Origin of the sequence: Streptomyces sp. NPDC058872, assembly GCF_042743065.1 — a bacterium.
Classification (GTDB): domain Bacteria; phylum Actinomycetota; class Actinomycetes; order Streptomycetales; family Streptomycetaceae; genus Streptomyces.
In genome coordinates this window covers 1-23,347 of the sequence record NZ_JBHYMK010000072.1, presented here as the reverse complement: position 1 = coordinate 23,347, position 23,347 = coordinate 1, and the positions used below count along the sequence as shown (strand labels likewise).

At 69.6% G+C, this 23,347-nt stretch carries 21 protein-coding genes; 10 read left to right on the top strand and 11 right to left on the bottom strand.

Features of this window, described 5'->3' with window-relative positions; genetic code table 11:
* Window positions 1-4 precede the first annotated feature (4 nt).
* Window positions 5-370 (top strand): hypothetical protein, encoded by a 366-nt coding sequence (locus tag ACFW22_RS31460; RefSeq protein ID WP_384873659.1) that lies wholly within the window; start codon window positions 5-7, stop codon window positions 368-370.
* A 161-nt stretch (window positions 371-531) separates the two neighbouring features.
* On the opposite strand, the gene ACFW22_RS31455 is transcribed toward ACFW22_RS31460, so the two are convergent.
* The 4 genes from ACFW22_RS31455 to ACFW22_RS31440 form a co-directional block, all read right to left on the bottom strand.
* Window positions 532-1,161, bottom strand: a complete 630-nt coding sequence (locus ACFW22_RS31455) for a MerR family transcriptional regulator (protein WP_386411261.1) — start codon at window positions 1,159-1,161, stop codon at window positions 532-534.
* 10 nt (window positions 1,162-1,171) lie between these two features.
* Entirely contained in the window at window positions 1,172-1,867 is a 696-nt protein-coding gene (locus ACFW22_RS31450; protein WP_386411258.1) for a maleylpyruvate isomerase family mycothiol-dependent enzyme, read from the bottom strand.
* The gene (locus ACFW22_RS31445) at window positions 1,864-2,913 is read right to left on the bottom strand and encodes an NAD-dependent epimerase/dehydratase family protein (protein WP_386411255.1); all 1,050 of its coding nucleotides are present in this window, start codon (window positions 2,911-2,913) and stop codon (window positions 1,864-1,866) included. The genes ACFW22_RS31450 and ACFW22_RS31445 overlap by 4 nt, the downstream gene beginning before the upstream one ends.
* Before the next feature lie 62 nt (window positions 2,914-2,975).
* Window positions 2,976-3,170 carry a hypothetical protein gene (locus ACFW22_RS31440; protein ID WP_386411252.1) on the bottom strand — a complete coding sequence of 65 codons (195 nt, stop codon included), beginning with the start codon at window positions 3,168-3,170 and terminating at the stop codon, window positions 2,976-2,978.
* Between the two features lie 257 nt (window positions 3,171-3,427).
* On the opposite strand from ACFW22_RS31440, the gene ACFW22_RS31435 reads away from it, so the two are divergent.
* Window positions 3,428-3,757 (top strand): hypothetical protein, encoded by a 330-nt coding sequence (locus tag ACFW22_RS31435; RefSeq protein WP_386411249.1) that lies wholly within the window; start codon window positions 3,428-3,430, stop codon window positions 3,755-3,757.
* Between the two features lie 52 nt (window positions 3,758-3,809).
* Window positions 3,810-4,409, top strand: coding sequence for a helix-turn-helix domain-containing protein (locus ACFW22_RS31430; RefSeq protein ID WP_386411246.1), 600 nt, complete (start codon window positions 3,810-3,812; stop codon window positions 4,407-4,409).
* Window positions 4,410-4,448: 39 nt separating this feature from the next.
* On the opposite strand, the gene ACFW22_RS31425 is transcribed toward ACFW22_RS31430, so the two are convergent.
* A complete protein-coding gene (locus ACFW22_RS31425; protein WP_386411243.1) occupies window positions 4,449-5,807 on the bottom strand; it encodes a carotenoid oxygenase family protein in 1,359 nt (452 codons plus the stop codon).
* A gap of 75 nt (window positions 5,808-5,882) precedes the next feature.
* On the opposite strand from ACFW22_RS31425, the gene ACFW22_RS31420 reads away from it, so the two are divergent.
* A complete protein-coding gene (locus tag ACFW22_RS31420) occupies window positions 5,883-6,527 on the top strand; it encodes a TetR/AcrR family transcriptional regulator (protein WP_386411240.1) in 645 nt (214 codons plus the stop codon).
* 58 nt (window positions 6,528-6,585) lie between these two features.
* Here the strand turns inward: ACFW22_RS31420 and ACFW22_RS31415 are convergent, their stop codons facing one another.
* The 3 genes from ACFW22_RS31415 to ACFW22_RS31405 all read right to left on the bottom strand — a co-directional run bounded on the left by ACFW22_RS31415 (window position 6,586) and on the right by ACFW22_RS31405 (window position 9,145).
* Window positions 6,586-7,323: a helix-turn-helix transcriptional regulator gene (locus ACFW22_RS31415; protein ID WP_386411237.1), complete on the bottom strand. Its 738-nt coding sequence runs from the start codon at window positions 7,321-7,323 to the stop codon at window positions 6,586-6,588.
* Between the two features lie 332 nt (window positions 7,324-7,655).
* A complete protein-coding gene (locus ACFW22_RS31410) occupies window positions 7,656-8,531 on the bottom strand; it encodes an SDR family NAD(P)-dependent oxidoreductase (protein ID WP_386411234.1) in 876 nt (291 codons plus the stop codon).
* Window positions 8,531-9,145: a carboxymuconolactone decarboxylase family protein gene (locus ACFW22_RS31405; protein ID WP_386411231.1), complete on the bottom strand. Its 615-nt coding sequence runs from the start codon at window positions 9,143-9,145 to the stop codon at window positions 8,531-8,533. The genes ACFW22_RS31410 and ACFW22_RS31405 overlap by 1 nt, the downstream gene beginning before the upstream one ends.
* A 488-nt stretch (window positions 9,146-9,633) precedes the next feature.
* Here ACFW22_RS31405 and ACFW22_RS31400 point away from each other — a divergent pair, with 488 nt between their 5' ends.
* A complete protein-coding gene (locus ACFW22_RS31400) occupies window positions 9,634-10,683 on the top strand; it encodes a sigma-70 family RNA polymerase sigma factor (protein WP_386411228.1) in 1,050 nt (349 codons plus the stop codon).
* A gap of 136 nt (window positions 10,684-10,819) precedes the next feature.
* Here ACFW22_RS31400 and ACFW22_RS31395 read toward each other — a convergent pair whose 3' ends face one another.
* The 3 genes from ACFW22_RS31395 to ACFW22_RS31385 all read right to left on the bottom strand — a co-directional run bounded on the left by ACFW22_RS31395 (window position 10,820) and on the right by ACFW22_RS31385 (window position 13,543).
* A complete protein-coding gene (locus tag ACFW22_RS31395; RefSeq protein ID WP_386411225.1) occupies window positions 10,820-11,521 on the bottom strand; it encodes a DUF899 domain-containing protein in 702 nt (233 codons plus the stop codon).
* Between the two features lie 88 nt (window positions 11,522-11,609).
* The gene (locus ACFW22_RS31390) at window positions 11,610-13,160 is read right to left on the bottom strand and encodes a GMC family oxidoreductase (protein ID WP_386411222.1); all 1,551 of its coding nucleotides are present in this window, start codon (window positions 13,158-13,160) and stop codon (window positions 11,610-11,612) included.
* Window positions 13,161-13,294: 134 nt separating this feature from the next.
* On the bottom strand, window positions 13,295-13,543 hold the full coding sequence (locus tag ACFW22_RS31385) for a hypothetical protein (RefSeq protein WP_386411219.1): 249 nt from the start codon (window positions 13,541-13,543) through the stop codon (window positions 13,295-13,297).
* Between the two features lie 25 nt (window positions 13,544-13,568).
* Here ACFW22_RS31385 and ACFW22_RS31380 point away from each other — a divergent pair, with 25 nt between their 5' ends.
* Genes ACFW22_RS31380 through ACFW22_RS31360 form a run of 5 tightly spaced genes read left to right on the top strand, consistent with a single transcriptional unit; the run spans window position 13,569 to window position 23,294 of the window.
* Window positions 13,569-15,374 (top strand): CRTAC1 family protein, encoded by a 1,806-nt coding sequence (locus ACFW22_RS31380; protein WP_386411216.1) that lies wholly within the window; start codon window positions 13,569-13,571, stop codon window positions 15,372-15,374.
* Window positions 15,371-16,384: an enediyne biosynthesis protein gene (locus ACFW22_RS31375; protein WP_386411213.1), complete on the top strand. Its 1,014-nt coding sequence runs from the start codon at window positions 15,371-15,373 to the stop codon at window positions 16,382-16,384. Before ACFW22_RS31380 ends, ACFW22_RS31375 begins: the two co-directional genes overlap by 4 nt.
* Window positions 16,381-22,305 (top strand): SDR family NAD(P)-dependent oxidoreductase, encoded by a 5,925-nt coding sequence (locus ACFW22_RS31370; protein WP_386411210.1) that lies wholly within the window; start codon window positions 16,381-16,383, stop codon window positions 22,303-22,305. The genes ACFW22_RS31375 and ACFW22_RS31370 overlap by 4 nt, the downstream gene beginning before the upstream one ends.
* Before the next feature lie 2 nt (window positions 22,306-22,307).
* Window positions 22,308-22,781: an acyl-CoA thioesterase gene (locus ACFW22_RS31365; RefSeq protein WP_386411207.1), complete on the top strand. Its 474-nt coding sequence runs from the start codon at window positions 22,308-22,310 to the stop codon at window positions 22,779-22,781.
* A gap of 3 nt (window positions 22,782-22,784) precedes the next feature.
* The gene (locus ACFW22_RS31360; RefSeq protein ID WP_386411204.1) at window positions 22,785-23,294 is read left to right on the top strand and encodes a flavin reductase family protein; all 510 of its coding nucleotides are present in this window, start codon (window positions 22,785-22,787) and stop codon (window positions 23,292-23,294) included.
* Window positions 23,295-23,347 lie beyond the last annotated feature (53 nt).

The following is a 23,347-nucleotide window of genomic DNA, read 5'->3' as shown; positions in this document are numbered from 1 at the left end:
TGGTATGGCCTGGTTCTGGTGGGTCCTCATCATCTTCTGGACGGGCGGCTTCGCTTGGGCGGCCGACACCGTACGCACGGCACTGCGCAACCGGCACGACCGCAAGCTGGAGCTGTTGGAGGCCGCGAAGCAGGAGCGCCTGGCCGTGGAAGCGGCGCACCGACCGCCGGAGCCCATCTGCGGGTGCACGCATCACCTTGCCAAGCACGACAAGCAGGGCCGATGCCACGAGCGCGTCGAGGTTCCGACGGCCTGGGACGAACAGAAGAACCCGCTGCGGTACGAGGCCGGCCAGTGCAACTGCCAGCAGTACGTGGGCCCGCAGCCGCTGTCCCAGGTGTTCGCGGAGGAGTTGACGGACCGGGCCTGACCCACCCGGCCCGTGCCGGGCGGACGGGGCGGCTGCGTTCTCGTCGCCCCGCCGCTCCGGAGGGCGCCGTCGGCGTGCGACTGAAGAGGCCGACCCACGGGTACGGGCGTCACGCGGCCCGGACGCAAAGGGCTTCTTGCTGCTCGCCCCGGCCGTTTGCCTCACCGTTCGTGTCGGACGGCGGATTCGGACTCCTGGGCCAATCGGCGCAGGGCGAGCAGTGCGGGTTCGAGGAGAAGGGCCAGGAGGACGACGCGTTCTGCCCTTTCGCCGGGGTCCGTCGACGGCCTCGCACGATCCAGGTCCAGCGCGGCGGTCTGCTCGGCGATCCGCGCGTAGGGAAGGAGCATCGTCCAATCGACCTCCAGGCCGAGCGAACGCAGGGCGTGCAGGGACCGGCTGATGGTCCGTCGTGCGGGGTGTCCCTCCGACACCCTCCAACCCAGCTCTTCCATCAGCGCGTTCGTACCGGAAGCGTCCGCCCGCGGATCCTCGGGCCCGTGCGGAGCGGTGTCCGTGCCGGGCAACAGGCGGAGGACCCCGTCGAGTCGGTCGGGGGAGCGGGCCTCGTCGGAGGAGAGGAGGCCGAGGACCTGCTTGGCGTCGCTGACCGAGAGCCCCCTGACGCCGATCAGGGCCCGGATGAGCTTCAAGCGGTGCAGGTGCGACTCGTCGTACTGGGCCTGGTTCGCTGCGGTCGTACGGCCCGGCGGCAGCAGTCCTTCCCGCAGGTAGTACTTGATCGATGCGGTGGAGACCCCGCTGCGACGGTGAAGTTCGGACAGGCGCACGGGTTCCCCATCAGTCGGACGTCAGGTTCTCGGCGGGGCGCGGGGGAGGGGTGAAGGGGCCCCAGGCGAAAGCCGGCCGCCAGGGCTCCGGGGGCGTGCTCCAGGCCAGTTCGCCGATCTGGACGAGCGTCCGCCTGCCGGTGAGCGAGCGGAACACGTCCAGGCTTCTGCCGCCCATCGTCGCCGCGGCCCCGCCCTCGCCGATCGTCCAGGATCCGTCCGGGGTCTCGATGCGCAGCGCCGGCAGCCCGTGTTCGACCAGCGACAGGCCGAAGCCCAGGACCACCAGTTCGAGGGCGTCCCGGAAGGCGGGGTGATCACCGGTCAAGGGCACGTCCAGCGCGCGACGGACGTCGAGGTGGTGGGAGACGAGGTCCATGAGTGCAATGCGGGGCCGCAGCCCTGGGGCGCGGTCCAGCACCTCCCTCACCGGTCCGTCCAACGATGCCCATTCAGAAAGGAGTTCACCGATCGGTCGGTGCTGTTCGGGCGGTGGGACATCCGGCAGTTCGCGGGGGTCTTCGGCGATGACCCTCCGACAGACCTGGAGCAGGTGTCCGACGAGGTCGCGCACGTTCCAGGCGGGGCAGGCGGGCACCGGTAGCTCCGCGGCATCGGGGCGGTCTCGGAGGAGGCGGGCGACGTCATCACGGACGTCCCGGTACGCGGTTCCGTAGAAGTCCTCGGGGCGCTGTGGTCCGGTCATGTGGGGGTGTCCTCCTGTGCGGATCGGATGGGGACGTGCGCTGCCACGGCCGAACCGGCTTGCCGCTTCGAGAGGTGTCCCGCCTCGTGCAGCCAGCGGACCGTGTCGGCGACCGTCTCGACGAGGGGACGGGCGACGACACCGCCGGTTGCGGCGCACTCGTCCACGGGCACCGCGTGCGCACAGGTGTAGACGGCCCCGTACTCCGCCGGAACCTGCCAGGGCCACACCCGTTGCAGCAGGTCCGCGAGCAGGCCGAAGGGAAGTACGGCACGGGCCGGGAGGAAGGCGGCGGGAAGCCGGCGACCGGTGGCCGCACGGACCGCCCGGAGGTAGTCCCGCGTCGTCACGAACCGACCGGGACCGAAGTGCCGGTTCCCCCCGGGCACCTCCCGCAGGACGAGTCGGCCGTGGAGTTCGGCGGTGTCGCGGACGTCTCCGAGTGGGAAGCCCCCGAGGGGCCAGAGGGGCATCAACCCCCGCAACTCTCCTCGCAGCCGTGCGTTCTGATCGCCGAGATGCGGATCGTGCGGGCCGAGCAGCGCCGGCGGATAGCTGATCACCACCGGTGCGCCCGCTGCTTGATGGCGCCGGGCGATCGATTCCGCAGCGGCCTTGCTCGCCAGGTACGCCTCGCGCGGGTCGCCGACCGGCGAGTTCCCGTCGATCGTCCTGGTGGCCGCGGGCCACATCGCACCCACGGTGGAGACGTGGACGACGGGGTCCGCCCCGGTGCGCACCGCCGCGTCGAGGACCACTTCGGTGCCCCGTGCGTTGGTCCTCCGCACCTCGGCGCGCCGCCTGCTGTCGAAGGAGTACACCGATGCTGCGTGCAGCACCGCGTCCGCCCCTTCGACGGCCTGCTTCACGGCGCTTCCGTCGGTGACCTCGCCCGTCACCACCTCCACGGCCTCCGGCCGCACCCCGAGCGGCCCCAGCGAGGCTTCCACCCGTGCGGGGTCGCGGACGAGCAGGCGCACCCGGGCGCCGCGCCGGACGAGGGCCGCCACCGAGTGCGCGCCGACGAAGCCGGTTCCACCCGTCACCGATACCAACATGCTTGGTCCCGCCTTTCCGTGGAGGAGCGTGCAGCGGCTGATCGCGGTCATCAGGGCAAGGGGAGGGAACCGCAGGGGTTCACGGGTGACCCCAGGCCGTATTCATGAGCGCATCCGGGTGCGACGAAGGTCATGCCGATGGTCATCGAGAGGTCCATCGGCATGCCGTTCCTGTGGTGATCCATCTGCCGGGCCTGGAAGTACATCGACGGGTGCAGCAGCACTCCGAGGGTGCAGACGACCACGCCGCTCCCAAGCGCGAACGAACGCTCGAATCCCGGGCGTGAGGTTTCACTCGAACGGGTTCTGTCTCCTGCGCCGGGCATCGGTGTCCTTCGGTCACGTGAGGATGGGGTGCCGCCGGTGCCTCGCGGTGGTGCTGCCATCGTGGAGCCCGACGCGGGGCCGTGACTTCTCGCACGTTGCCGCCCTGCGATTCCTTTCGGCTCCGACTCCGGTCTGTACGGGGGAGTCCTGACCGAACGCCTCCGGAGGAGACGCCATGCCCACCGAACGAACCGGACCGATCACCGCGATCGTCACCCGTGCGTGCCGCGGATTCGGCAGGGGAATCACGACCGCGCCGGTCGAGACGGGCTTCCGCGTCGTCGGCGTCGCCCGTGGTGCGGACCCGCTCGCGGAACTCGGTGCGTCGTTGGGGGACGGTTCCGTCCCCGTGGTCGCCGGTGCCGCCGCCCCCTCACTGCCCGTGCACCTGATCGACGCGTACCGACCCCGCGCACTGGTCCTCAACCCGGGAGCGCATCCGGTCCTCGCCCCCTGCACGAGCACACGGGGGGCACGTTCCGGGAAGCCCGGGGGACGGAGTTGAACCACCTCGCCTACCTGCTGACCCCAGAAGGCCTGAAGGAGTTGTGACGGCGATGACGGACGGACCGCGAACCGAGCAGCCCAGCGTGACCCTGGGGCTGCTGCTGGATGCCGCAGAAGGGTTGTTCGGCACGCACGGCTACGCGAGCACGTCGCTGGACGCCGTCGTGGCTGCGGCAGGGATGACCAAAGGGGCGGTGTACCACCACTTCCGCAACAAGGCCGAGTTGTTCCGAGAGGTGTTCGTCCGGCAACAGAAGCGGGTGGCCGCAGAGCTGGAGCAGGCTGCGGCCCGGGCGCCCGACGCGGAGGCGGCGCTGCGCAACGGGGCCAGGCTCTTCCTGAAGCACTGCATGGACAACAGCGTCCAGCGGATCACGCTGCTGGACGCGGGTGCGGTGCTGGGGTGGGAGACGGCCCGGAAGATCGAGTGCGAGCACACCCTGAGGGTCTTCCATTCGAGCATGAGCGCGGTCATGGGGAGCGCGCTGGATGCGGAGACCCTGACGGTGCGCTGTCACATGCTCTTCGCCGCGCTGCGCGAGGCGGGAATGCTGCTGGCCCGCTCCGCGGACCCGGAACAGGTCCTGGCCACGGTCACGTCGGAATCGGAGCGGCTGCTTGCGCCCTTCGGCGGAGCGGAAGCGGCTTGAGGGGAGGGGCGGAAGCGGCTGGGGGAGGGGCGGGTCCGGTCAACTGCTCGCGATCCACTGGGAGTGGAAGCCGTGCGGGACCCGCACGGGCAGGGGGACGACCGCGACGGGCGGACCGGTGAAGTCGGCCGTGTCCAGCACGACCAGCTCCCCGCGGTCACGGACCGGGTCGTGCACGAGGCTGAGCAACCAGCCGTCCCCCTCGGGTGCGGTGGCATCGCGCGGGACGAACACCGCTTCGCCGGACTCCCGTCCGTGACCCAGGTCGTGGCAGTCGATCCGGCCGGTCAGGAGGTCATGGCGCAGTATCGAAGGGCCTGCGAGGGCCGCCCCGTGGCCCGGACGCATTCCCACGGCGAAGGCGTAACGGTACGGAGAGCCCGTGTACCGCTCGTCGATGCGCGGGAACTCGGCAACGCGCGAGGAGAGCTGTGACTCGGTCACGGTGCCCGCGAGCCGGTCCACGGTCCAGCGCCACAGGACGGGCACGGACTCGCTGGGGTGCAGCGGGTCGCGGTCGAAGGCGCGCTCGTGGCGGATGACGTCGACGACGACTTCATGGCCGCGCTCGTAGGCGTTGACGGGGTGGAACACGAAGCAGGGGGTCACCTCCATCCACAGGACGTCGGCGTCCCCTCCGTCGCGGGGCAGGACGCCGATGCGCGCGCCGTGGCCCTCGTCCCAGGCGTAGGGAACCCGCGCCCCTGACGCCGCCGCATCAGCGCTGAAGGTGACCGGGAGGTCGTAGAGAATTGCATGACGGTCCGTCAAGGAGAACGCGTGCATCATCGGAGTGCCCTTCACCGAGATGTTCGCGTGGTGCCGCACCCGTCCGACTGCGTCCAGCGCCAGGTAGTCGACTCCGGGCCGTCCGGGCTCGTACGCCACCGCGTACAGCTCCCGTGTGAGCGGGTCCTCCACGGGGTGTCCGCCGAAGCCGGCGGGCAGGGTGCCCTCGAAGTCGATGCGCGCGACCGTGTCGAGTTCGGGACCGAGTTGAGCCGGCAGCACTCCGCCGTCACCGAGCGCCAGGGTGCGTCCGGCGTGGTGCACGACGTGCGCGTTGGCGTTGTCCGAGAGGCCGTGACGCGGTCCGGGCGTGGGGAGTTCACCGAAGGCTCGGGTGACCCGATCGGTGCGCAGCCAGCGGTTCCGGTACCACTCGACCCTGCCGCCCCGCAGTCGAAGGCCGTGCACCATGGCGTCGCCGGCGAAGGAGTGGTCGAGGGCCGGGTCGTGGCCGTGCAGGGGGTTGGGGCCGATGCGGAGGAAGGTGCCGTCCAGCTGTGCGGGTAGCCGGCCGCGTACGGGGAGGTCGAGGAGGGTGCTCTCCTCCGCCACCGGCTGATAGCCACTGCTCAGAAGGTGCGACGTGCTGTGTACGTGATGAGTGTGCATCGCTGCCCATCCTCTGAATCACTGTTACGTAACGCCGTTACGGCAGGCTCGCAGCGGCATGCGATGATGTCAAGGGTGAGCCCACGTGAAGCGGATCCGGTCGTTGGTGCCCAACTCGTCCAAGCGGCAGCTCGGTTGCTTGTGGAAGAAGGGCCGGCCGCGCTCTCGACGCGCCGATTGGCCGCAGAGGTGGGCACCTCCACCACGGCCGTCTACACGTGGTTCGGAGGCAAGGACGACTTGGTCCGGGCCATGGTGCGGGACGGCTTCCGACTGCTCGACCTGCAGCTCGGTTCGGTCGGGGAGTCCCGTGACCCCGTCGCTGACATCGGGGCCCTCGGATGGGCTTACCGGCGCAATGCGCTGGAGCACCGCCACCTCTACAGCGTGATGTTCGGAGGAGCCGTCCTCGGGGGCTTCTCGCTCACCGACGAGGACCGCCAGCACGGCCGGTACACCCTCAGGTTCCTGCTGCGCGCGGTGGAGCGCTGCATGGAGGAGGGTCGTTTCGCCCCCGGTGAGCCACAGTTGGTGGCCCATCAGATGTGGATCGCGCTGCACGGGCTCGTCACGCTGGAACTCGGCGGCTATCTGGTCGAGCCGTACGCGCCGGACGTGTGCTTCGAGGCGCAGGTCCTCGGACTGCTCGTGAGCGTTGGCGCGGACCGGGAGGGGGCCGTCGCCTCCCTGAAGGCCGCCGAAGCCAGGAGGAACGACTGAGGGGTCGCGGAAGTCCGCGACCCCTCGGGTCGAGCCGGTGCTTTCTGATGGCGGGGTGTCAGCCCGCGCTGGGTCTTGCCGCCTCGTACTCGGGTGCCTGCCAGCTGTCCAGTTCGGGCAGGGCGAGGAGGATGGGCAGGTCGAAGGAGCGGAACTCCCGGGTGGACAGGTCGACCCGGAGCGAATGCCCCGAGCGGACGGTCACGGGGTCGCCGGCGCCGATGAACAGCGGCTGGCGGTTCCACGGACGGGGATCGACGCCCCCCGTGGCGACGACGGCCGCGCGCAGGTACCACACGCCGTCGGGCAGTCCGTGGAGGGAGTACTCCCGGTCCGCGTCGAGGACGTCGCAGGCGGCCGGGGCCCCTTGCACGATGGGGTCCTTGAAGGCGGCGACGTAGATCCGGATGGGCACCTCGGTGGGAGGGACGGAAACGGAACCGTGCACCCGGGTGGGGCAGCCGTCGTCGTGCGGCCCGGGCAGGACGCTCGGCAGGATGGGGACGCCCGCGTGCGCGAGGGTGCGGTAGCGCGTGGGCGAGACGCCGACGCTCCAGGTGAAGCGACTGGTGAACGTCCCCAGGCTGTTGTAGCCCACCCGGTAGGAGATGTCCGTGACGCTGAGCCCCGTTTCGAGGAGGAGGCTCTTGGCGCTGTGCACCCTGATGGCCGATAAGAACCGGCCGGGTGATGTTCCGGTGAGTTCCCTGAAGAGCCTGGAGAAGTAGAACTTGCTGAGAATCGCGGTGCTCGCCATTTCATCCAGCGAAAGCGGTTCCCCATAGCGGTCCCACATGGTCCTTATGACACGTTCAACAGCGGCTTGCAAAACATCTCCCTAATCGCGAGCGAAGAAGCAGATGGAGCCCGTGAAGTGCAGAGAATTAATGGCGCGCCTTGATTCACCCCTCACACGAAACGGCCGGCATTAATGCCGGAACAGACGCCAGGGCAAACAACCGGAACGGTCGTTCAGTGCCGTGCATACTAACAGTATGCAAAGTCGCCTACAATGGCGCCTAGCGAGGAGGTTCTACTCTCTCGATTGCTAGACCGATTCCTCCCGACGGGGCGGGCAGCCGCCGGGACCGCCCCATCGGGAGGAAAGTGATCAAGGGCTTCCGTCGCTCACGGGATCGGGAAGAAGGAACGCACGAACTTCTCGAAGAGGCGGTCGCCGATGGTCCAGCGCATCCGCGGCAGCAGTCGGGAGGGCACTCCTATCCGGTAGCGGATGCGTGGATTGTCGCTGGTCACCGCCTTTTCGATCACTTTGGCCACGGTCTCGGCGCGCACGGCCATCCGGCCCCGGCCCGTGGGGTGCTCGGTCTCCCGGTAGGCGCCGTGCCAGTCGACGAAGTGCTCCCAGAAGTCGTCGTAGAGCTCGGAACCCTCCCGTCGGACCATGCCGAGGTCGGCGACCGTGGTGGGGACGAAGCCGCCGAGCACGGGGGACGGTTCGATGAGCACCACCTTGATGCCGAACCCGGCCACCTCGTGTCGCAACGAGTCCCCGATGGCCTCCAGTGCGTGCTTGGTCGCCTGGTAGTAGCCGCGACCGGGCGTCGCGAACTGCCCGAAGATCGAGGACATGATCACCACCCGCCCCTGCCCGTGCGCCCGCATGCCCGGGAGGACCAGTTGGGTCAGCCTCGACAGGCCGAACACATTGGTCTCGAACTGTCGCCGCACCTCCTCGATCGGCGTCTCGCCGATCGTCCCGTTGAGGCTGTAGGCCGCGTTGTTGATCAGGGTCCCGACCCCGCCGTGATCGGCCGTGATCTTTTCCACCGCATCGACCATGGACCGTTCGTCGGTGACGTCGAGGTGCAGCACCTGAATGCCCTCGGCGGCCAGCTCGGCAAGGGCGTCGACGTTGCGTGCGGTTGCGTACACCGGCCAGCCGGCGCGGTGCAGGCGCAGGGCCGCGGCCCGGCCGGTGCCGGACGACAGACCGGTGCCCGACGAGGCGCCGGTCAGCAGGACGGCTCGGGGGGCAGTCATCAGGCGACGCCTTCGGCATCGACGTCGGGCTGCTGGGAGATCCTGCTGTGGGCCACCGAGGAACCGAGTCCGAGTCCGTCGACGAGCCGGTTGATGAAGGCGAACAGGGCTGCGGTGAAGACCGCTTCCAGCATCTCCTCGTCGCTCCACCCGGCCGCGGCGACCCGGGCCCACTCCTCGTCCGTGACCTTGTACGCCGCCCGACTGACGTGGGTCACCAGTTGCATCAGCGCCAGGGTGCGCGCGTCGACCGGGAGTTCTTCCGGTTCGTTCGCCGAGGCGATCGCCCGGGTGAGTTCCGCGCTGCCGCCGAACTGCGTGAGGAACCAGTTGTGGGTGCCCACGCAGTAGGGGCACCCGTTGATCTTCGAACTCCACGCGGAAATCATCTCGCGCGTAGCGCGCGGCAGGACTCCGTCGCCGAATACTCCGGTGTACCCGGCGAGTACGACTTCGAGGAGGTCCGGTCGGGTGGAGACGAGTCGAAACATGTCGGGAACGAACGGGAGGTTCGTCGTCTTCTTGATCCGGTCATAGAGGTCGGCGGTCTCCCCGGATGCCTCTGCCTCATCGACCAGGGGTACGCGGACCCCTGGCACCGATTGATTGCCCATATGCCTGGCTCCTGCCTCTGATCAGGAATGTGACCTGTACTCCGACGCGTCGCGGACGAGTCTGTCGACGATCCTCCCAGAGAGGTTTCGGTGGAATGTCTTCGAAATTGCCCTGTCGCTCCCACGGGGAATTGGTTGAAGTTTTTCAGAGGCAGTGGGCGGGCCGCTCCCGAATGTCTCCGACGGCGATCTGAGCGCTTCCTTTCGGCGCGCCCCGCGCCCGGCGGCCGCTGTCGGGCCGTTCGAGGAAGATGGCCGTGGACCGCCTTGCCCCTGCGCTCAGGCTCTCGCCGCGGCTTCGTCGGGTCCCCGCCTCGGTGAAGGGCGGCGCCCGGTTGTCGTCGCGATCGGCAGGAGAGTTCCGGCCAACGGGTTCGGCATATCCCGGACGCATGGCCCGGTTCCGTCGCCGGACATGTCGATGGAGTCCGTGAGGGGGGCGGCCATTTCCGAGGTGCCCGGCGATCGCCCGCGAAGCAACCCTTAGGGTGAGCGACGTGAATACCGCGAGTAAGGCACAGCGCGCGAGGTGGAGGCCGTTGATGACCGATAAAGAGGACTTCACATATGTCTTGTCCCCATACCGCACGGAACTGTTTGCGCACTGCTATCGAATGACGGGGTCCATCCACGACGCAGAGGACCTGGTGCAAGAGACCCTGCTGCGTGCCTGGCGGTCCTACGGCACCTTCGAGGGCCGGGCAAGCGTACGCACCTGGCTGTACCGCATTGCCACCAATGTGTGTCTGAGCGCCCTCGAACACCGCGACCGCAGGCTGCTGCCGACCGGCCTCGGCACGCCGCACGCCGACCCGGAAGCTCCGCTGGCCACCGCGATGACGGAGGTTTCCTGGCTCCAGCCCGTACCGAATGCACTGCTGGGGGCGCCCACGGACGACCCGGCGGCCGTCGTGGTCCACCGGGCCAGCTGCAGACTGGCATTGATCGCCGCACTGCAATGGCTCCCGCCCAGACAGCGGGCGGTGCTCCTCCTGCGCGACGTGCTGGCCATGTCCGCGGGGGAGGTCGCCGACCTGCTCGGCACCAGCGTGCCCGCGGTCAAGAGCGCGCTTCAGCGGGCCCGGGCGCAACTGCAGCGACTCGCGCCGGCGGAGGACGACATCACCGACACCGTCACCCCGGACCAACAGCACCTGCTCGACCGCTACATGAGGGCCTTCGAGGACACCGATGTGCACGCCCTGCTGGAGCTGCTCACCCAAGACGCCGTCGCCGAGATGCCGCCCCTGCCGTGCTGGTTCACCGGCCGGGAGGCCATCGTCCGTTTTTTCGGCACGCACGTGCTGACCACGCGGGGGAGGTACCGGCTGGTGCCCACTTCGGCCAACGGCCAGCCTGCCTTCGCCCTGTACCGGCGCGGCTCCGACGGCCTCCACCACGGCCACTCGGTCACGGTTCTCACCTTGGCGGGACACAGGATCTCCCGGATCTCCGGTTTCCTCGACGCGGATCTGCTCGACTCGTTCGGGCTGGCACGGACCTACGGAGCCCGGCACTCCCGACGGGTTCCCGCATGAGCGAGGGGCGTGCGCCCGGCCCGTGAGGTCGGGTGCACGCCCCGGACCCGGCCTGCGCGTGCGCTTCGATGCCAGTCGCGGCGCTCGACCGGTGCGCCGAGCGCGGGCGGCTCGACGAGCCGGCCGGGCCGGCGCATCAACGGGCGAACTTGTCGGTGCCGTTCCACCAGTTCTTCCCGGGGGCCGCCGCGCTCGCGTCGTCGTACCTGTCGTGGTGCCGCCACCAGGCCCACGGGTACTCCAGCTCCGCCTCTTGGCGGCCCAGGGGCGTCAGGTCCAGGTAGGTGTAGAAGCTCTTGAAGATGTCACCGCCCCGGTCGTACACCGAGTAGGTGTGGAAGACGTCCGTCCCCTCGCGCAGGAACACGCTGACGCCGGGAAGCTCCCCCTGCTCCGTGGTGACGTTGTAGTCGTGGTTGAAATCGGTGCCGAAGGACGAGACCCAGGGGATGGTCCAGCCTATCCGCTTCTTGAAGGCCTCCAGTTTGGGGAGTTGTCCGCGGGAGACCATCACGAAGGTGGTGTTGCGGGCGTTGATGTGCGACAGGTGGCCGACGGAGTCGGCCTGCATCGAGCAACCGATGCACCCTTCCTCCTGGTCCGGACCGAACATGAAGTGACGGACAATCAGCTGCTTTCGTCCCTCGAACAGGTCGAGCAGGGTCACCGGCCCTTGCGGGGCGTCGAAGACGTACTCCTTCTCGACCCGGACCATCGGCAGCTCGGGCCGGGCCGCGACGACCTCGTCGTACAGCCTGGTCAGTTCCTTCTCCTTCTCCAGCAGTTCCTTGCGGGCGCGCAGCCACTCCTCCCGGGTGACCACCTTGGGCATGTCCATGTTCCCCTCTGCTCTGGTTCGCTTCCGTGCGGAGACGTGCCGTCCGCGCGGGACGCGAAGGCAACCCGCCCGTGCGGACCGCGCTGCCTCAGCCCTCCAGGAGCCAGTCCGCCAGGCGTTCGCCGATCATGATCGAAGTGAGGTTGGTGTTGCAGTTCACGATGGTCGGCATCACCGAGGCGTCGGCCAGGTAGAGGCCCTCCGTGCCGTGGACCCGGAGCCGTTCGTCGACCACGGCCCCCTCGTCCGAGGCCCGGCCCATGCGGGCGGTTCCGACCGGGTGGTAGCCACTGTCCAGACTCACCCGGACGTACTGGCGCACCATCTCGTCGTCCGCGATGAGGCGGTCGTCCAGGACGATGACCTCCTCCCCCTGGCTCCGGACGCCGGGATGTCCGACCAGCTCCCAGCAGGTCCGCACGCCGTCGACGAGCTTCTCCAGGTCGCGCTCGGTGGCCAGGAAGTTGAGATCGATGTCGGGTGCCGCGGACGGGTCGGTCGTGCTCAAGCGAAGCCGTCCACGGGATTCGGGCTTCTGGTCCACCACCATGACGCCGAGGATCACATTGCCCCGGGCCAGCATCTGCAGATCGGGGAACATGGTCAGGTCGAAGTGGCTCACCAGGTAGTACTGCAGGTCGTTGAAGTCGGTGGAACCCTTCGCCGTGGTCCGGACGATGGTCTGCAGGAACGGGTCGGTGGTGTCCACCGCTCCCGGCCTCGGCCTCATGAAGACACCGGTGCGGGGGTGGTCGATCAGATTGGCGCCGAGGCCGGGGCGGTCCCACCGGACGTCGATGCCGAGCCGCCTGAGGTCCTCGGCCGGACCGATGCCGGAGCGCATCAGCAGCGTCGGCGAGTTCACCGCTCCCGCCGCCAGGATCACCCGGTGGGCGTGCACCTCCTCCGTCGCGCCGCCCTTCGTGGAAACCGCCACGCCAGTGGCGCGGTCGCCCCGGAAGAGCAGGTGGTGGACCAGGGTGTGTGCGCGGATGGTGAGGTTCTCCCGGGCGCGGACCTCCTCGGTGAGGTAGGCCATGGCGGTGGAGCACCGGATGCCGGGGTCCCTACGGGTGGAGGGGATCGGGCCGATGCCGGTGGCCGTCGGGTCGTTGTGGTCCGCGACCTCGGGAAAGCCCATGGCCAGGCTCGCCTCGACGAATGACTTCTGGACCGGGATCAGTTCGTCGGCCTGCCAGCGGCGGACGGGCACGGGGCCGCCCTTGCCGTGGAGCTGCTCACCGCCGAAGTCGAGGTCGTCCTCCAGCTTCCGGTAGTACGGAAGGACGTCCTCCCAGGACCAGGCAGGGTTGCCGGCGGAGACCCATTCCGCGAAGTTCTCGGGCACGCCGCGCAGGGCGATCGTGGCGCCGACGGCAGAGGAACCCCCCGTGACCTTGCCGCGTGGATAGAGAATTCGGCGGCCGTCACTTATTTCCGCCCTGAATTTCCAGTCGTGCGCGCTCAGGGACATCGCACTGCCGTTGCGGATGTCCTGTGGGGTCTCGTCGACCGTGGGGAAATCCGGCCCCGCCTCCAGCAGCAGGACACTGCGCGACGGGTCCGCACTGAGCCGCGCCGCGAGCGCGGCTCCGGCCGAACCGGAGCCGACCACTATGTCGTCGTACGTCTGCGTCATGAAACACCTTCGGAGTCTCAGATCCGGCTGTGGACTTGTTCCGCCACCGAGCATCACCGCCACCTGACCTCGCGACTTCTCCGAACTTGCCCAGCTTGCCGTCGACGGTGCTCCACACCGGGCGGAGGGCAACGTCAGAGAAGCCAGACGTTCCGCCGTATCCCAGTCTCGGAACGCGAACTGAGTGCCGAGCAATTGCCCCAGTTGATCGAAAGTGAGGAGAGAGCGGTGATCCACCGCGAGCGATTTCGCAGGCTCACGCCCGGACTGGTGACGGTATTGGTGGCCACGTCGCTGTTCTTTGCGGTGCGGACTTCCGTGGCCGTTACCGGCGGTGAACAGGCCGCGGCGAAGTACGCGTTCAAAGAAATGCCGATCGCCATGCCCCCGGGCTATGAGGCGCAGCGCATGAACACCGTTCGAACGGTGAATCCGGCGTACGAGAAGCTGCGGTCCTGGGTCTCCTCGGTCGGTGCGGGAATCGCGATCAACGACCTGACCGGACACGGCAGGGCCGACGGGATGTGCATCGTCGACACCCGAACGGACCAGGTGGTGGTGACCTACACGCCGACCGCCCCGCCCGCCGACCGGTTCACCCCCTTCGTCCTCGACGCCGCCCCGCTGCCGATGGACTCGGCCATGGCACCCACGGGGTGCACACCGGGCGACTACAACGGCGACGGCCGGACGGACCTGCTCGTCTCGTACTGGGGCCGCACCCCCGTCGCCTTCCTGGCCAAGTCGAGCGCCACGACGCCGTCGCAGGCCGCGTACGTCCCGCGCGAGGTGGTGCCCTCGCAGTCGATCGACGGCCGGTACCACGGTCCCCGTTGGAACACCGATGCCGTCTACGTCGGCGACCTGGACGGCAGCGGTCACCCGTCGCTCGTCATCGGGAACTACTTCCCCGACTCGGACGTGCTCGACCCGAACGGACTCGACAACGTCGCGATGAACGACTCGCTCTCCACTTCGAAGAACGCCGGTGGCGACCACGTGCTGCGCTGGGCGGGGGCGACCTCCGGCACGGAGCCCACCGTTGCCTTCGTCGAGGAGAGGGGCGCCATCCCGTACGGGCTCTCCACCGGATGGACCCTTGCGATCTCCGGCGCCGACCTGACCGGCGACGGCCTGCACGAACTCTACGTCGCCAATGACTTCGGCCACGACCACTTGCTCTACAACCGCTCGGAGCCGGGACGGATCAGGTTCACCGAGGCCAAGGGCAAGCGCACGCCGACCGTGCCCAAGTCGTTCGTGCTCGGCAACGGTTCCTTCAAGGGCATGGGCGTCGACTTCGCCGATGTCGACCACAACGGCAGCTTCGACATGATGGTCAGCAACATCACCGCCGCCTGGGGCCTGGAGGAGAGCAACTTCCTCTGGATCAACAAGGCCAAGGACCCCGAGGAGATGCGCCGCAAACTGGACGCGGGCGAGGCGCCCTTCGAGCAGGAGGCGCAGGAGCACGGAGTGGCCTGGAGCGGCTGGGGCTGGGACACCAAGATGGCCGACTTCCTCAACTCGGGCGAGCTGTCGATCCTCCAGACCACCGGATTCGTCAAGGGCGACATCAACCGGTGGCCCTGGCTCCAGGAGATGGCCATGACCAACGACAACCTGCTCTCCAACCCGGCGATGTGGCCCAACGTCCAGCCGGGTGACGACATCGCCGGCGACGACCACCTCGCCTTCTACGCGAAGAACGCGAGCGGCACGTACGTCAACGTCAGCGAGCGGCTCGGGCTCGACGTGAAGATCCCCACCCGGGCCCTCGCCACCGGCGACACCACCGGAACCGGCGTGCTCGACTTCGCCGTCGCACGACAGTGGGGGCCGCCGGCCTTCTACGCCAACATGTCGCCCCAGCGGGGCAACCACCTGGAACTGAAGCTCTACCGACCCTCCGTCGAGGGCGCCCGGGGAACGGGCGAGGGGCTCAAGAACACCGGGACGCCCGCGTACGGTGCCACGGTCAAGGTCACCTCGGCAACCGGTACCCGCGTCTCGCAGCTCGACGGCGGTGGCGGCCACAGCGGATTCCGCAGCTTCGACGTGCACTTCGGGCTGGGGGCGCAGCAGGAGCCGGTGACGGTGGAGCTCTCCTGGCGGGACACGAACGGCGAACGACACCGGACGACCAAGGAGCTCAGCCCCGGTACGCACGCGCTCATGCTGACCGATGACGCCCAGGAGGTTGCGAGCCGATGACCACCCCCACCGCTTCCCCGACCGAACCGGCACGGCCGGCCCCGCCGGAGTCCCGGCCCGCACGCGACCCGCGCTATCTCGCACTGCGCAACTTCGCGATCTCCATCAGCGTGTTCAACATCCTCGGGTACACCGTGCTGGGCTTCGAACAGCCCTGGCTCTGGCCCATCATCGCGGCCCTCGCCGCCTACGCCACCGAGATCGCCCTGGAGGTCCTCAGCGCCTGGGCCCAGCGGCGCACCCCGCGCTTCCTGGGCAACGGAGTGCGCGGCGTCTACGAGTTCCTGCTGCCCTCGCACATCACGGCCATCGCCGTCAACATGCTGCTGTACGCCAACAACCAACTGCTCCCGGTGCTCTTCGGAGTGTTCGCCGGCGTCGCGGGCAAGCACGTGCTCCAAGCCCCCATCGCCGGTCGCATGCGCCACTACATGAACCCGTCCAACTTCGGGATCACGCTCGCCCTGGTGTGCTTCGGGTCCTGGGTGAGCATCGCACCGCCGTACGAGTTCACGGAGAACGCGGACACCTTCTTCCGCGTCGCGATCCCGCTGATCATCGTCATGGCCGGCACCGTGATCAACTCGATGCTCACCAAGAAGATCCCGCTGATCGTCGGCTGGGTCGGGGGCTTCGTGATCCAGGCACTGATCCGGCACGAGTTCTGGGACGTCGCCCTGGCCTCCGCGCTCGGCCCGATGAGCGGCGTGGCCTTCGTGCTGTTCACGAACTACATGATCAGCGACCCCGGCACCACCCCGATGAAACCCCGCAACCAGTTCGTCTTCGGCGCCTCGGTCGCCGTGGTGTACGGCGTCCTGATGCTGTTCAACGTCGTCTACACGCTGTTCTTCGCGGTCACGGTGGTCTGTGCGGCGCGCGGCATCGGCTGGTGGGTCGCCCACCTGCTGCAGAAGCGCCGCTCCCGGGAGACGGCCCGGTCCGATACGTCCCAGAGCCGATCCACGGAGCTCGGCGAGAGCCCCACGAGCGAGGCGGTGGCCGCGTGACCCCATCCCCCCGGAACCCCGGTTCCTCCGACCCCTCCCGCATCGCCGTCGTCGGCATCGCCTGTCGCTACCCCGACGCCGCGTCCCCGAACGAACTGTGGCGCAACGTGCTGGCCGGACGACGGGCCTTCCGCCGGCTGCCCGACGAGCGGATGAGGGCGGAGGACTACTACTCTCCCGACCCCACCGCGCCCGACCGCTTCTACTCCGCCAAGGCCGCGGTGATCGACGGCTTCGAGTTCGACCGGGTCAAGTACCGGGTCGCGGGAAGCACGTTCCGCTCGACCGACATGACGCACTGGCTCGCGCTCGACACCGCGGCCCGAGCGCTCGAAGACGCGGGCTTTCCGCTCGGGGAGGGCCTGGCCGGGGCCAACACCGGGGTCATCATCGGCAACACGCTGACCGGAGAGTTCAGCCGGGCCAACCTGATGCGGCTGCGCTGGCCCTACGTCCGCCGCACGGTCGGCGCCGCCCTGCGCGAACAGGGCTGGGACGACACTGCCCTGGCCGACTTCCTGGACCGGCTCGAAGAGCGCTACAAGAGCCCGTTCCCGCCCATCGGGGAAGACACCCTGGCCGGCGGCCTCGCCAACACCATCGCCGGACGCATCTGCAACCACTTCGACTTCAAGGGCGGTGGATTCACCGTCGACGGTGCCTGTTCCTCCTCCCTGCTCTCGGTCGCCACCGCATGTGACGCCCTGACCGACGGACGGCTCGACGTCGCCGTCGTCGGCGGGGTGGACCTCAGCATCGACCCCTTCGAAGTCATCGGCTTCGCCAAGACCGGGGCGCTCGCAACCGGCGAAATGCGCGTCTACGACCGTGGGTCCAACGGCTTCTGGCCCGGCGAGGGCTGCGGCATGCTCGTGCTGATGCGCAATCAGGACGCCCTCGCGCAAGGACGCTTCCGATACGCGAGCATCCAGGGGTGGGGTTACTCCTCCGACGGAAAGGGCGGCATCACCCGTCCCGAAGCGGAGGGCCACCGGCTCGCGTTGCGACGCGCCTACGCCACCGCCGGCTTCGGCATCGACACGGTGGCCTACTTGGAAGGGCACGGCACCGGCACCGCAGTCGGTGACGCCACCGAGCTGCGTGCCTTCTCCGAGGCCCGTCGCGCCGCGGACCCCGACGCCGCCCCCGCCGCAATCGGCACGGTGAAGGGAAACATCGGCCACACCAAGGCCGCTGCCGGCGTCGCCGGACTGCTCAAAGCCGTCCTGGCGGTGCGCCACCAGGTCATCCCGCCCGGTACCAGCCACGTCGACCCGCATCCCGAACTGACCGGTGAGAAGCCGGCACTGCGCGTCCCGCACGAGGCGGAGACGTGGCCGGAGGGTGCACCGATCCGGGCCGGAGTGTCGTCCATGGGCTTCGGTGGCATCAATGCGCACATCGTGGTGGAGCACGCGGACGGCGTCCGCAAGACCGACGTCGGCCGCGTCACCCGCAAGCTCGTCCGGTCGCGCCAGGACGCGGAGCTGTTGCTGCTCGACGCGGACAGCATCGCCGAACTGCGCGGCAAGGCGGCCCGGGTGGTCGCGCTGAGCTCGAAACTGTCGTTCGCCGAGATCGGCGACCTCGCCGCGACCCTCCAGGAAGGGCTTTCCGAGCGCCCCGTCCGGGCGGCGGTCGTCGCGGCAGACCCGGAGCAGACCGAACGACGCTTCACCCGACTGCTCGCCCACCTCGACGCCGGAGTGCGTTCGGTCCTCGACACGACCGGCGGAGTGTTCCTCGGCACCGCCGCAACGACCCCGCGGATCGGCTTCCTGTTCCCGGGACAGGGGGCGGGGCGCCGGGCCGACGGCGGCGCCGTACGACGCCGCTTCGCCGCGGTGGACGAACTCTACCGAGCGCATCCCCTGCCCACCGACGGAGACCTGGTGGCCACCGCCGTGGCGCAGCCGCGCATCGTGACCTCATCGCTCGCCGGGCTCCGCGTGCTGTCCTCGTTGGGGATCGAGGCCACAGGAGCCGTTGGGCACAGTCTCGGCGAGCTCACGGCGCTGCACTGGGCCGGCGCCATGGAGGAGGCCTCGCTGCTGCAGATCGCCCGCGAGCGCGGCCGGGTCATGGCGGAGGCGAGCGACGGCGACGGGACGATGGCCGGCATCGCCGCGGACGCGGCCCGCGTCGAGCCCCTGCTCAACGGCGAGCCGGTCGTGATCGCCGGGTACAACAGCCCGCTGCAGACGGTGGTCTCCGGTCCGGTGGACGCCGTGCGCAGGGTCTGCGCCGCGGCGACCGCCCAGGGTCTGGGAACGGCCGCGATCAACGTCTCGCACGCCTTCCACTCCGAGGCGGTGGCCCCGGCGGCCCAGGCGTTCGGGGCGTACCTGGCGACCCGGTCGTTCGGGCCGTTGCGACGCCGCACGGTGTCCACCGTGACGGCGGACGTGCTCCCGGAGGACACCGACGTACCGGCACTCCTGACCCGGCAGGTGCTGGACCCCGTGCGCTTCAGCGAGGCCGTGCAGACCCTCGCGGCGGACACCGACCTCCTGCTCGAAGTGGGTCCCGGGCACATCCTCCGCGGTCTCGCGGCGGAGACCGCCCCCGGTGTTCCGGTCGTCTCGCTCGACACGGACAGCGGTTCCTTGTCCGGCCTCCTCACGGCCCTCGCCGCGGCGTACGCACTGGGGGCGCCGGTGCGGCACGCGGAACTGTTCCGCGACCGGTTCACCCGCCCGCTCGCGCTGGACAAGGAGTTCCAGTTCTTCGCCAGCCCCTGCGAGTCGACTCCGGAGGGCGACTTCTCCTTCGCCGAGGTGCGCCGCAACGCACCCACCCCCGCACCGCAAGGCACCCCCACGGCCCAAGCGGTCCCGTCCGCCCCTGCGGGTGCGCCCGGTGCGGAGAACAGCCTCGACGTGCTGCTCCGCCTCGCCGCAGAGCGGGCCGAACTCCCGGTCGCGGCGGTGAACCCGAACAGCAACCCCCTGGACGAACTGCACCTCAGCTCCATCACGGTGGGGCAGATCATGAACCAGGCCTCCCAAGAACTGGGCCTCACCGCACCACTGGTCACGACGGCTTTCGCCACCTCGACGCTCGTCGAGCTGGCAGGGCTCCTGGACGAGCTGGCAGAAACGGAAGAGGGCGGAGCGGAGCCGGCGCGCACGGTCCAGGGCGTCGGCCCCTGGGTGCGGGCCTTCGCCCTCGACCTCGTACCGACGGATCGTGCCCCCGCTGCCACCACCGCCACCCCGGTGCGGGGCGGAGACTGGCAGCTCTTCGCCCCGGAAGGACACCCGCTCGCCGCCGCGCTGCACGATGCGCTCGGCGCCGCGGGACTCGGCAACGGCGTACTGCTCTGCCTTCCCCGGGACTGCTCCGAGGAGCACGCGGGGCTGATGATCGCAGCCGCCCGTGCCGCGCTGTCCCGGCAAGGCCCGTCCCGCTTCGTCGCGGTCGGCGACCGCCGTGGAGCAGCAGGTCTGGCCAAGACCCTCCACCTGGAGGCTCCCCACGTCGAGACCACCGTGGTGACCCTGTCGCTGCCGGACCGGCAGTCGGACCGGCGGGTGCGGGAGCTGGTGCCCCGCATCGTCGCCGACGTCGCGGCGACCGGTGGGTTCAGCGAGGTCGTGTACGGGGAGGACGACCTCCGCACCGTTCCGGTGCTGCGTCCCCTGCCGGTGTCCGCGACGCCGGCGGCCGTTGGCGGGGCGACCGACCGCCAGCCGGCCCTGGACGCCGGGGACGTCCTGCTCGTCACGGGCGGCGGGAAGGGCATCACCGCGGAGTGCGCCCTTGAGCTCGCCCGGGACACCGGCGCCGGCGTCGGCCTGCTCGGCCGTTCGGACCCTGCCGACGACGCCGAACTCGCCGGGAACCTCGCCCGGATGACTGCTGCGGGAGTCAACTTCCGTTACGTCCGGGCCGATGTCACCTCCGCCGACGAGGTCAAGGCGGCGGTCAGCGAGATCCGCGACGCCCTCGGCCCGGTCACGGCGGTGCTGCACGGTGCGGGGCGAAACGAGCCGCACGCCCTCGCCCACCTGGACGAGTCGTCCTTCCGGCGCACCCTCGCCCCGAAGATCACCGGACTGCACACGGTGCTCGCCGCCACCGACCCGGCTTCGCTGCGGCTCCTCGTCACCTTCGGCAGCATCATCGGCCGCGCCGGGCTGCGCGGCGAGGCCGACTACGCCACCGCCAACGACTGGCTCACCGATCTGACGCACCGCGTCCAGGAGGACTTCCCGGACTGCCGTTGCCTGGCGCTCGAATGGTCGGTGTGGTCGGGGGCCGGCATGGGCGAACGGCTCGGCGTGCTCGAGTCGCTGGTGCGGGAGGGCATCGAACCGATTCCCACCGACGAAGGCGTGGCCCTGCTGAAGGAGCTGATCGCGGATCCGCGGACGCCGACCGCCCTGGTCGTGATGGGACGTGCCGGCGGTCTGCCGACGCTCACCCTGGAGGAGTCCGAACTGCCGCTGCTGCGCTTCGTGGACCGGCCCCGGGCGCACTATCCGGGGATCGAGCTGGTCGTCGACTCCGACCTCTCGGCCTCCGGCGACCCGTACCTGGTGGACCACGAGCTCGACGGGGACCTGCTCTTCCCCGCCGTCCTCGGCATGGAGGCCATGGCCCAGGCCGCGGCGGCCCTCACCGGACTCGACGGAGCGCCCACCCTGGAGGACGTGGAGTTCCTGCGGCCGGTGGTCGTTCCCAAGGAGGGACAGACCACCATCCGGGTCGCCGTCCTGGCGAGGAACGTCGGCACCGTGGAGGCGGTGATCCGCAGCAGCGACACCGGGTTCCAGGCCGACCACTTCCGCGCCGTACTCCGCTATGACCGACCGGAGCCCTTGGACGAAGCCCCCCTGCCCCTCGCCGAGCGCGCGCCGCGCGTACCGCTGGATCCGGCCCGGGACCTGTACGGACCGGTGCTCTTCCAGGGGATGCGCTTCCAACGCCTGCTCGGATACCGACAGTTGTCGGCGAAGGGATGCGTCGGGGAGATCTCCAACAGCGCCGTCGCCCCCTGGTTCGCCCGTCACCTTCCTGCCGATCTGCTCCTGGCCGACCCGGGAACGCGCGATGCGCTGATGCACTCGATCCAGTGCTGCGTTCCGGACGCCACCCTGCTTCCGGTGAGCGTCGAGCGGCTCCACCTGAGCGACCCCGATGCGGTGCGCGGAGAGAAGAAGGTGGTCCTCCACGCGGCCGAGCGCTTCCGCGACGGCGACACGTACGTCTACGACCTCGACGTCAGGGACCAGGCCGGGCGGCTGGTCGAGCGTTGGGAGGGGCTGCGCCTCCGGGCCGTGCGCAAGCAGGACGGAACGGGTCCCTGGGAGCCGTCCCTGCTCGGCCCCTATCTGGAGCGTCGGGCGGAGCGGGTCCTGCCCGTCCCCGTGCGCTGTGTGGTGCGCCCCGATGACGAGGGCGTCGCCGAGGGGGTGGCCTCGCGGCGGGAACGGACCGCGAAGGCGGTCGGCTGGGCGTTGGGCGAAGAGACTCCGGTGACGTACCGCCCCGACGGCAAGCCCGCGGTCGAGGGCGGACCGCACGTCTCCGCCTCGCACGGTGCCGGTGTGACGTTCGTGGTGACCGGAGAGGTTCCGGTCGCCTGTGACGTGGAAGTCGCTCAGGCCCGTACGGACCAGGAATGGACGGGCTTGCTGGGGCCGGAGTGCACGGCCCTGGCCCGGCTGCTCGCCGCTGAACGCGGGGAGCCGCTCTCCCTGGCGGCCACCAGGGTGTGGGGTGCGGTGGAGTGCCTGCGCAAGGACGGCCGTGCGCTGACCGGAATCACGGCCGACGCCGTGCCCGTCGCGGACGGGCACTGGGTGGCACTGCGCTCCGGAGAGGCGAGGATCGTCACCTTCGCGACGTCGCTGGACGGCGTCGACGCACCCGTGGTCTTCGCCCTGATGGCCCGGACGACGGAGAGGAACCACTGACCATGCAGCCGTACTACGAGTACCGCCATCTGGTGGGTTTCGAGGAGACGAACCTGGTCGGCAACGTCTACTACGTCAACTACCTTCGCTGGCAGGGGCGTTGCCGGGAGATGTTCCTACAGGAGCGGGCTCCGGAGGTGCTGGCCGACATCCGCGAGGACCTGAAGCTGTTCACCCTGAAGGTGGACTGCGAGTTCTTCGCGGAGATCTCGGCCTTCGACGAGCTCTCGATCCGGATGCGCCTGGACGATCTGACGCAGACCCAGATCGGTTTCAGCTTCGACTACGTACGGGTCGGCGCCGACGGGTCCGAGAACCTGGTCGCCCGCGGGCGGCAACGGATCGCCTGCATGCGCGGCCCGAACTCCGACACCCGCCCGTCGCGGGTCCCCGAGGCGCTGCGGAAGGCGCTGGCGCCCTACGTGACCGCGCAGCGGACCGCGGGCCAGCTCGCCGACCTGACGAACGGGGGCTGAGGGATGACCGCCACCGATCGCACCCCGACCCGTGGCACCTCCGCACTGCGCGGTGTCCTGGGGCGTTTCGCCACGGGGGTCACCGTGCTCACGGCGGGCCGGGACGTCCCCCGCGGGATGACGGCCAACGCCTTCACCTCGGTTTCGCTGGAACCGCCGTTGATCCTGGTGTGCGTGGTCCGCACGGCAGCCATCCACGACGTCATACGGGACGAAGGAGCCTTCGCGGTCTCGGTCCTCTCCGGGCAACAGGGCGACGTGGCGCTGTACTTCGCGGATCACGGCAGGCCGCGCGGCCGACGCGAGTTCGAGGACGTCGACACCGTACCGGGCAAGTGCACCGGGGTTCCTGTCCTCCTCGGCGCGCAGGCATGGCTGGAATGCCGTCTGGTCGCGGTCCACGACGGTGGTGACCACTCGATCTTCCTGGGCTCGGTGGTCGATGCCGGCCGGGAGGAGAAGGACGACCCGCTGGTGTACTTCGGCGGCGGCTTCCACCGCCTGTCGACGTGACCCACCCGTTTGATCCTTGGTGTGGAGGAGCCCCCGACCAACCGGTCGGGGGC

What these genes read in the sequence shown, in the direction of transcription:
- ACFW22_RS31425 (WP_386411243.1), bottom strand. Translation starts at nt 5,807, where the DNA reads ATGCACACTCATCACGTACACAGCACGTCGCACCTTCTGAGCAGTGGC.
- ACFW22_RS31405 (WP_386411231.1), bottom strand. Translation starts at nt 9,145, where the DNA reads ATGGGCAATCAATCGGTGCCAGGGGTCCGCGTACCCCTGGTCGATGAG.
- ACFW22_RS31360 (WP_386411204.1), top strand. Translation starts at nt 22,785, where the DNA reads ATGACCGCCACCGATCGCACCCCGACCCGTGGCACCTCCGCACTGCGC.
- ACFW22_RS31375 (WP_386411213.1), top strand. Translation starts at nt 15,371, where the DNA reads ATGACCACCCCCACCGCTTCCCCGACCGAACCGGCACGGCCGGCCCCG.
- ACFW22_RS31380 (WP_386411216.1), top strand. Translation starts at nt 13,569, where the DNA reads ATGAACACCGTTCGAACGGTGAATCCGGCGTACGAGAAGCTGCGGTCC.
- ACFW22_RS31460 (WP_384873659.1), top strand. Translation starts at nt 5, where the DNA reads ATGGCCTGGTTCTGGTGGGTCCTCATCATCTTCTGGACGGGCGGCTTC.
- ACFW22_RS31410 (WP_386411234.1), bottom strand. Translation starts at nt 8,531, where the DNA reads ATGACTGCCCCCCGAGCCGTCCTGCTGACCGGCGCCTCGTCGGGCACC.
- ACFW22_RS31450 (WP_386411258.1), bottom strand. Translation starts at nt 1,867, where the DNA reads ATGACCGGACCACAGCGCCCCGAGGACTTCTACGGAACCGCGTACCGG.
- ACFW22_RS31390 (WP_386411222.1), bottom strand. Translation starts at nt 13,160, where the DNA reads ATGACGCAGACGTACGACGACATAGTGGTCGGCTCCGGTTCGGCCGGA.
- ACFW22_RS31395 (WP_386411225.1), bottom strand. Translation starts at nt 11,521, where the DNA reads ATGGACATGCCCAAGGTGGTCACCCGGGAGGAGTGGCTGCGCGCCCGC.
- ACFW22_RS31385 (WP_386411219.1), bottom strand. Translation starts at nt 13,543, where the DNA reads ATGGCGATCGGCATTTCTTTGAACGCGTACTTCGCCGCGGCCTGTTCA.
- ACFW22_RS31435 (WP_386411249.1), top strand. Translation starts at nt 3,428, where the DNA reads ATGCCCACCGAACGAACCGGACCGATCACCGCGATCGTCACCCGTGCG.
- ACFW22_RS31430 (WP_386411246.1), top strand. Translation starts at nt 3,810, where the DNA reads ATGACGGACGGACCGCGAACCGAGCAGCCCAGCGTGACCCTGGGGCTG.
- ACFW22_RS31415 (WP_386411237.1), bottom strand. Translation starts at nt 7,323, where the DNA reads ATGTGGGACCGCTATGGGGAACCGCTTTCGCTGGATGAAATGGCGAGC.
- ACFW22_RS31365 (WP_386411207.1), top strand. Translation starts at nt 22,308, where the DNA reads ATGCAGCCGTACTACGAGTACCGCCATCTGGTGGGTTTCGAGGAGACG.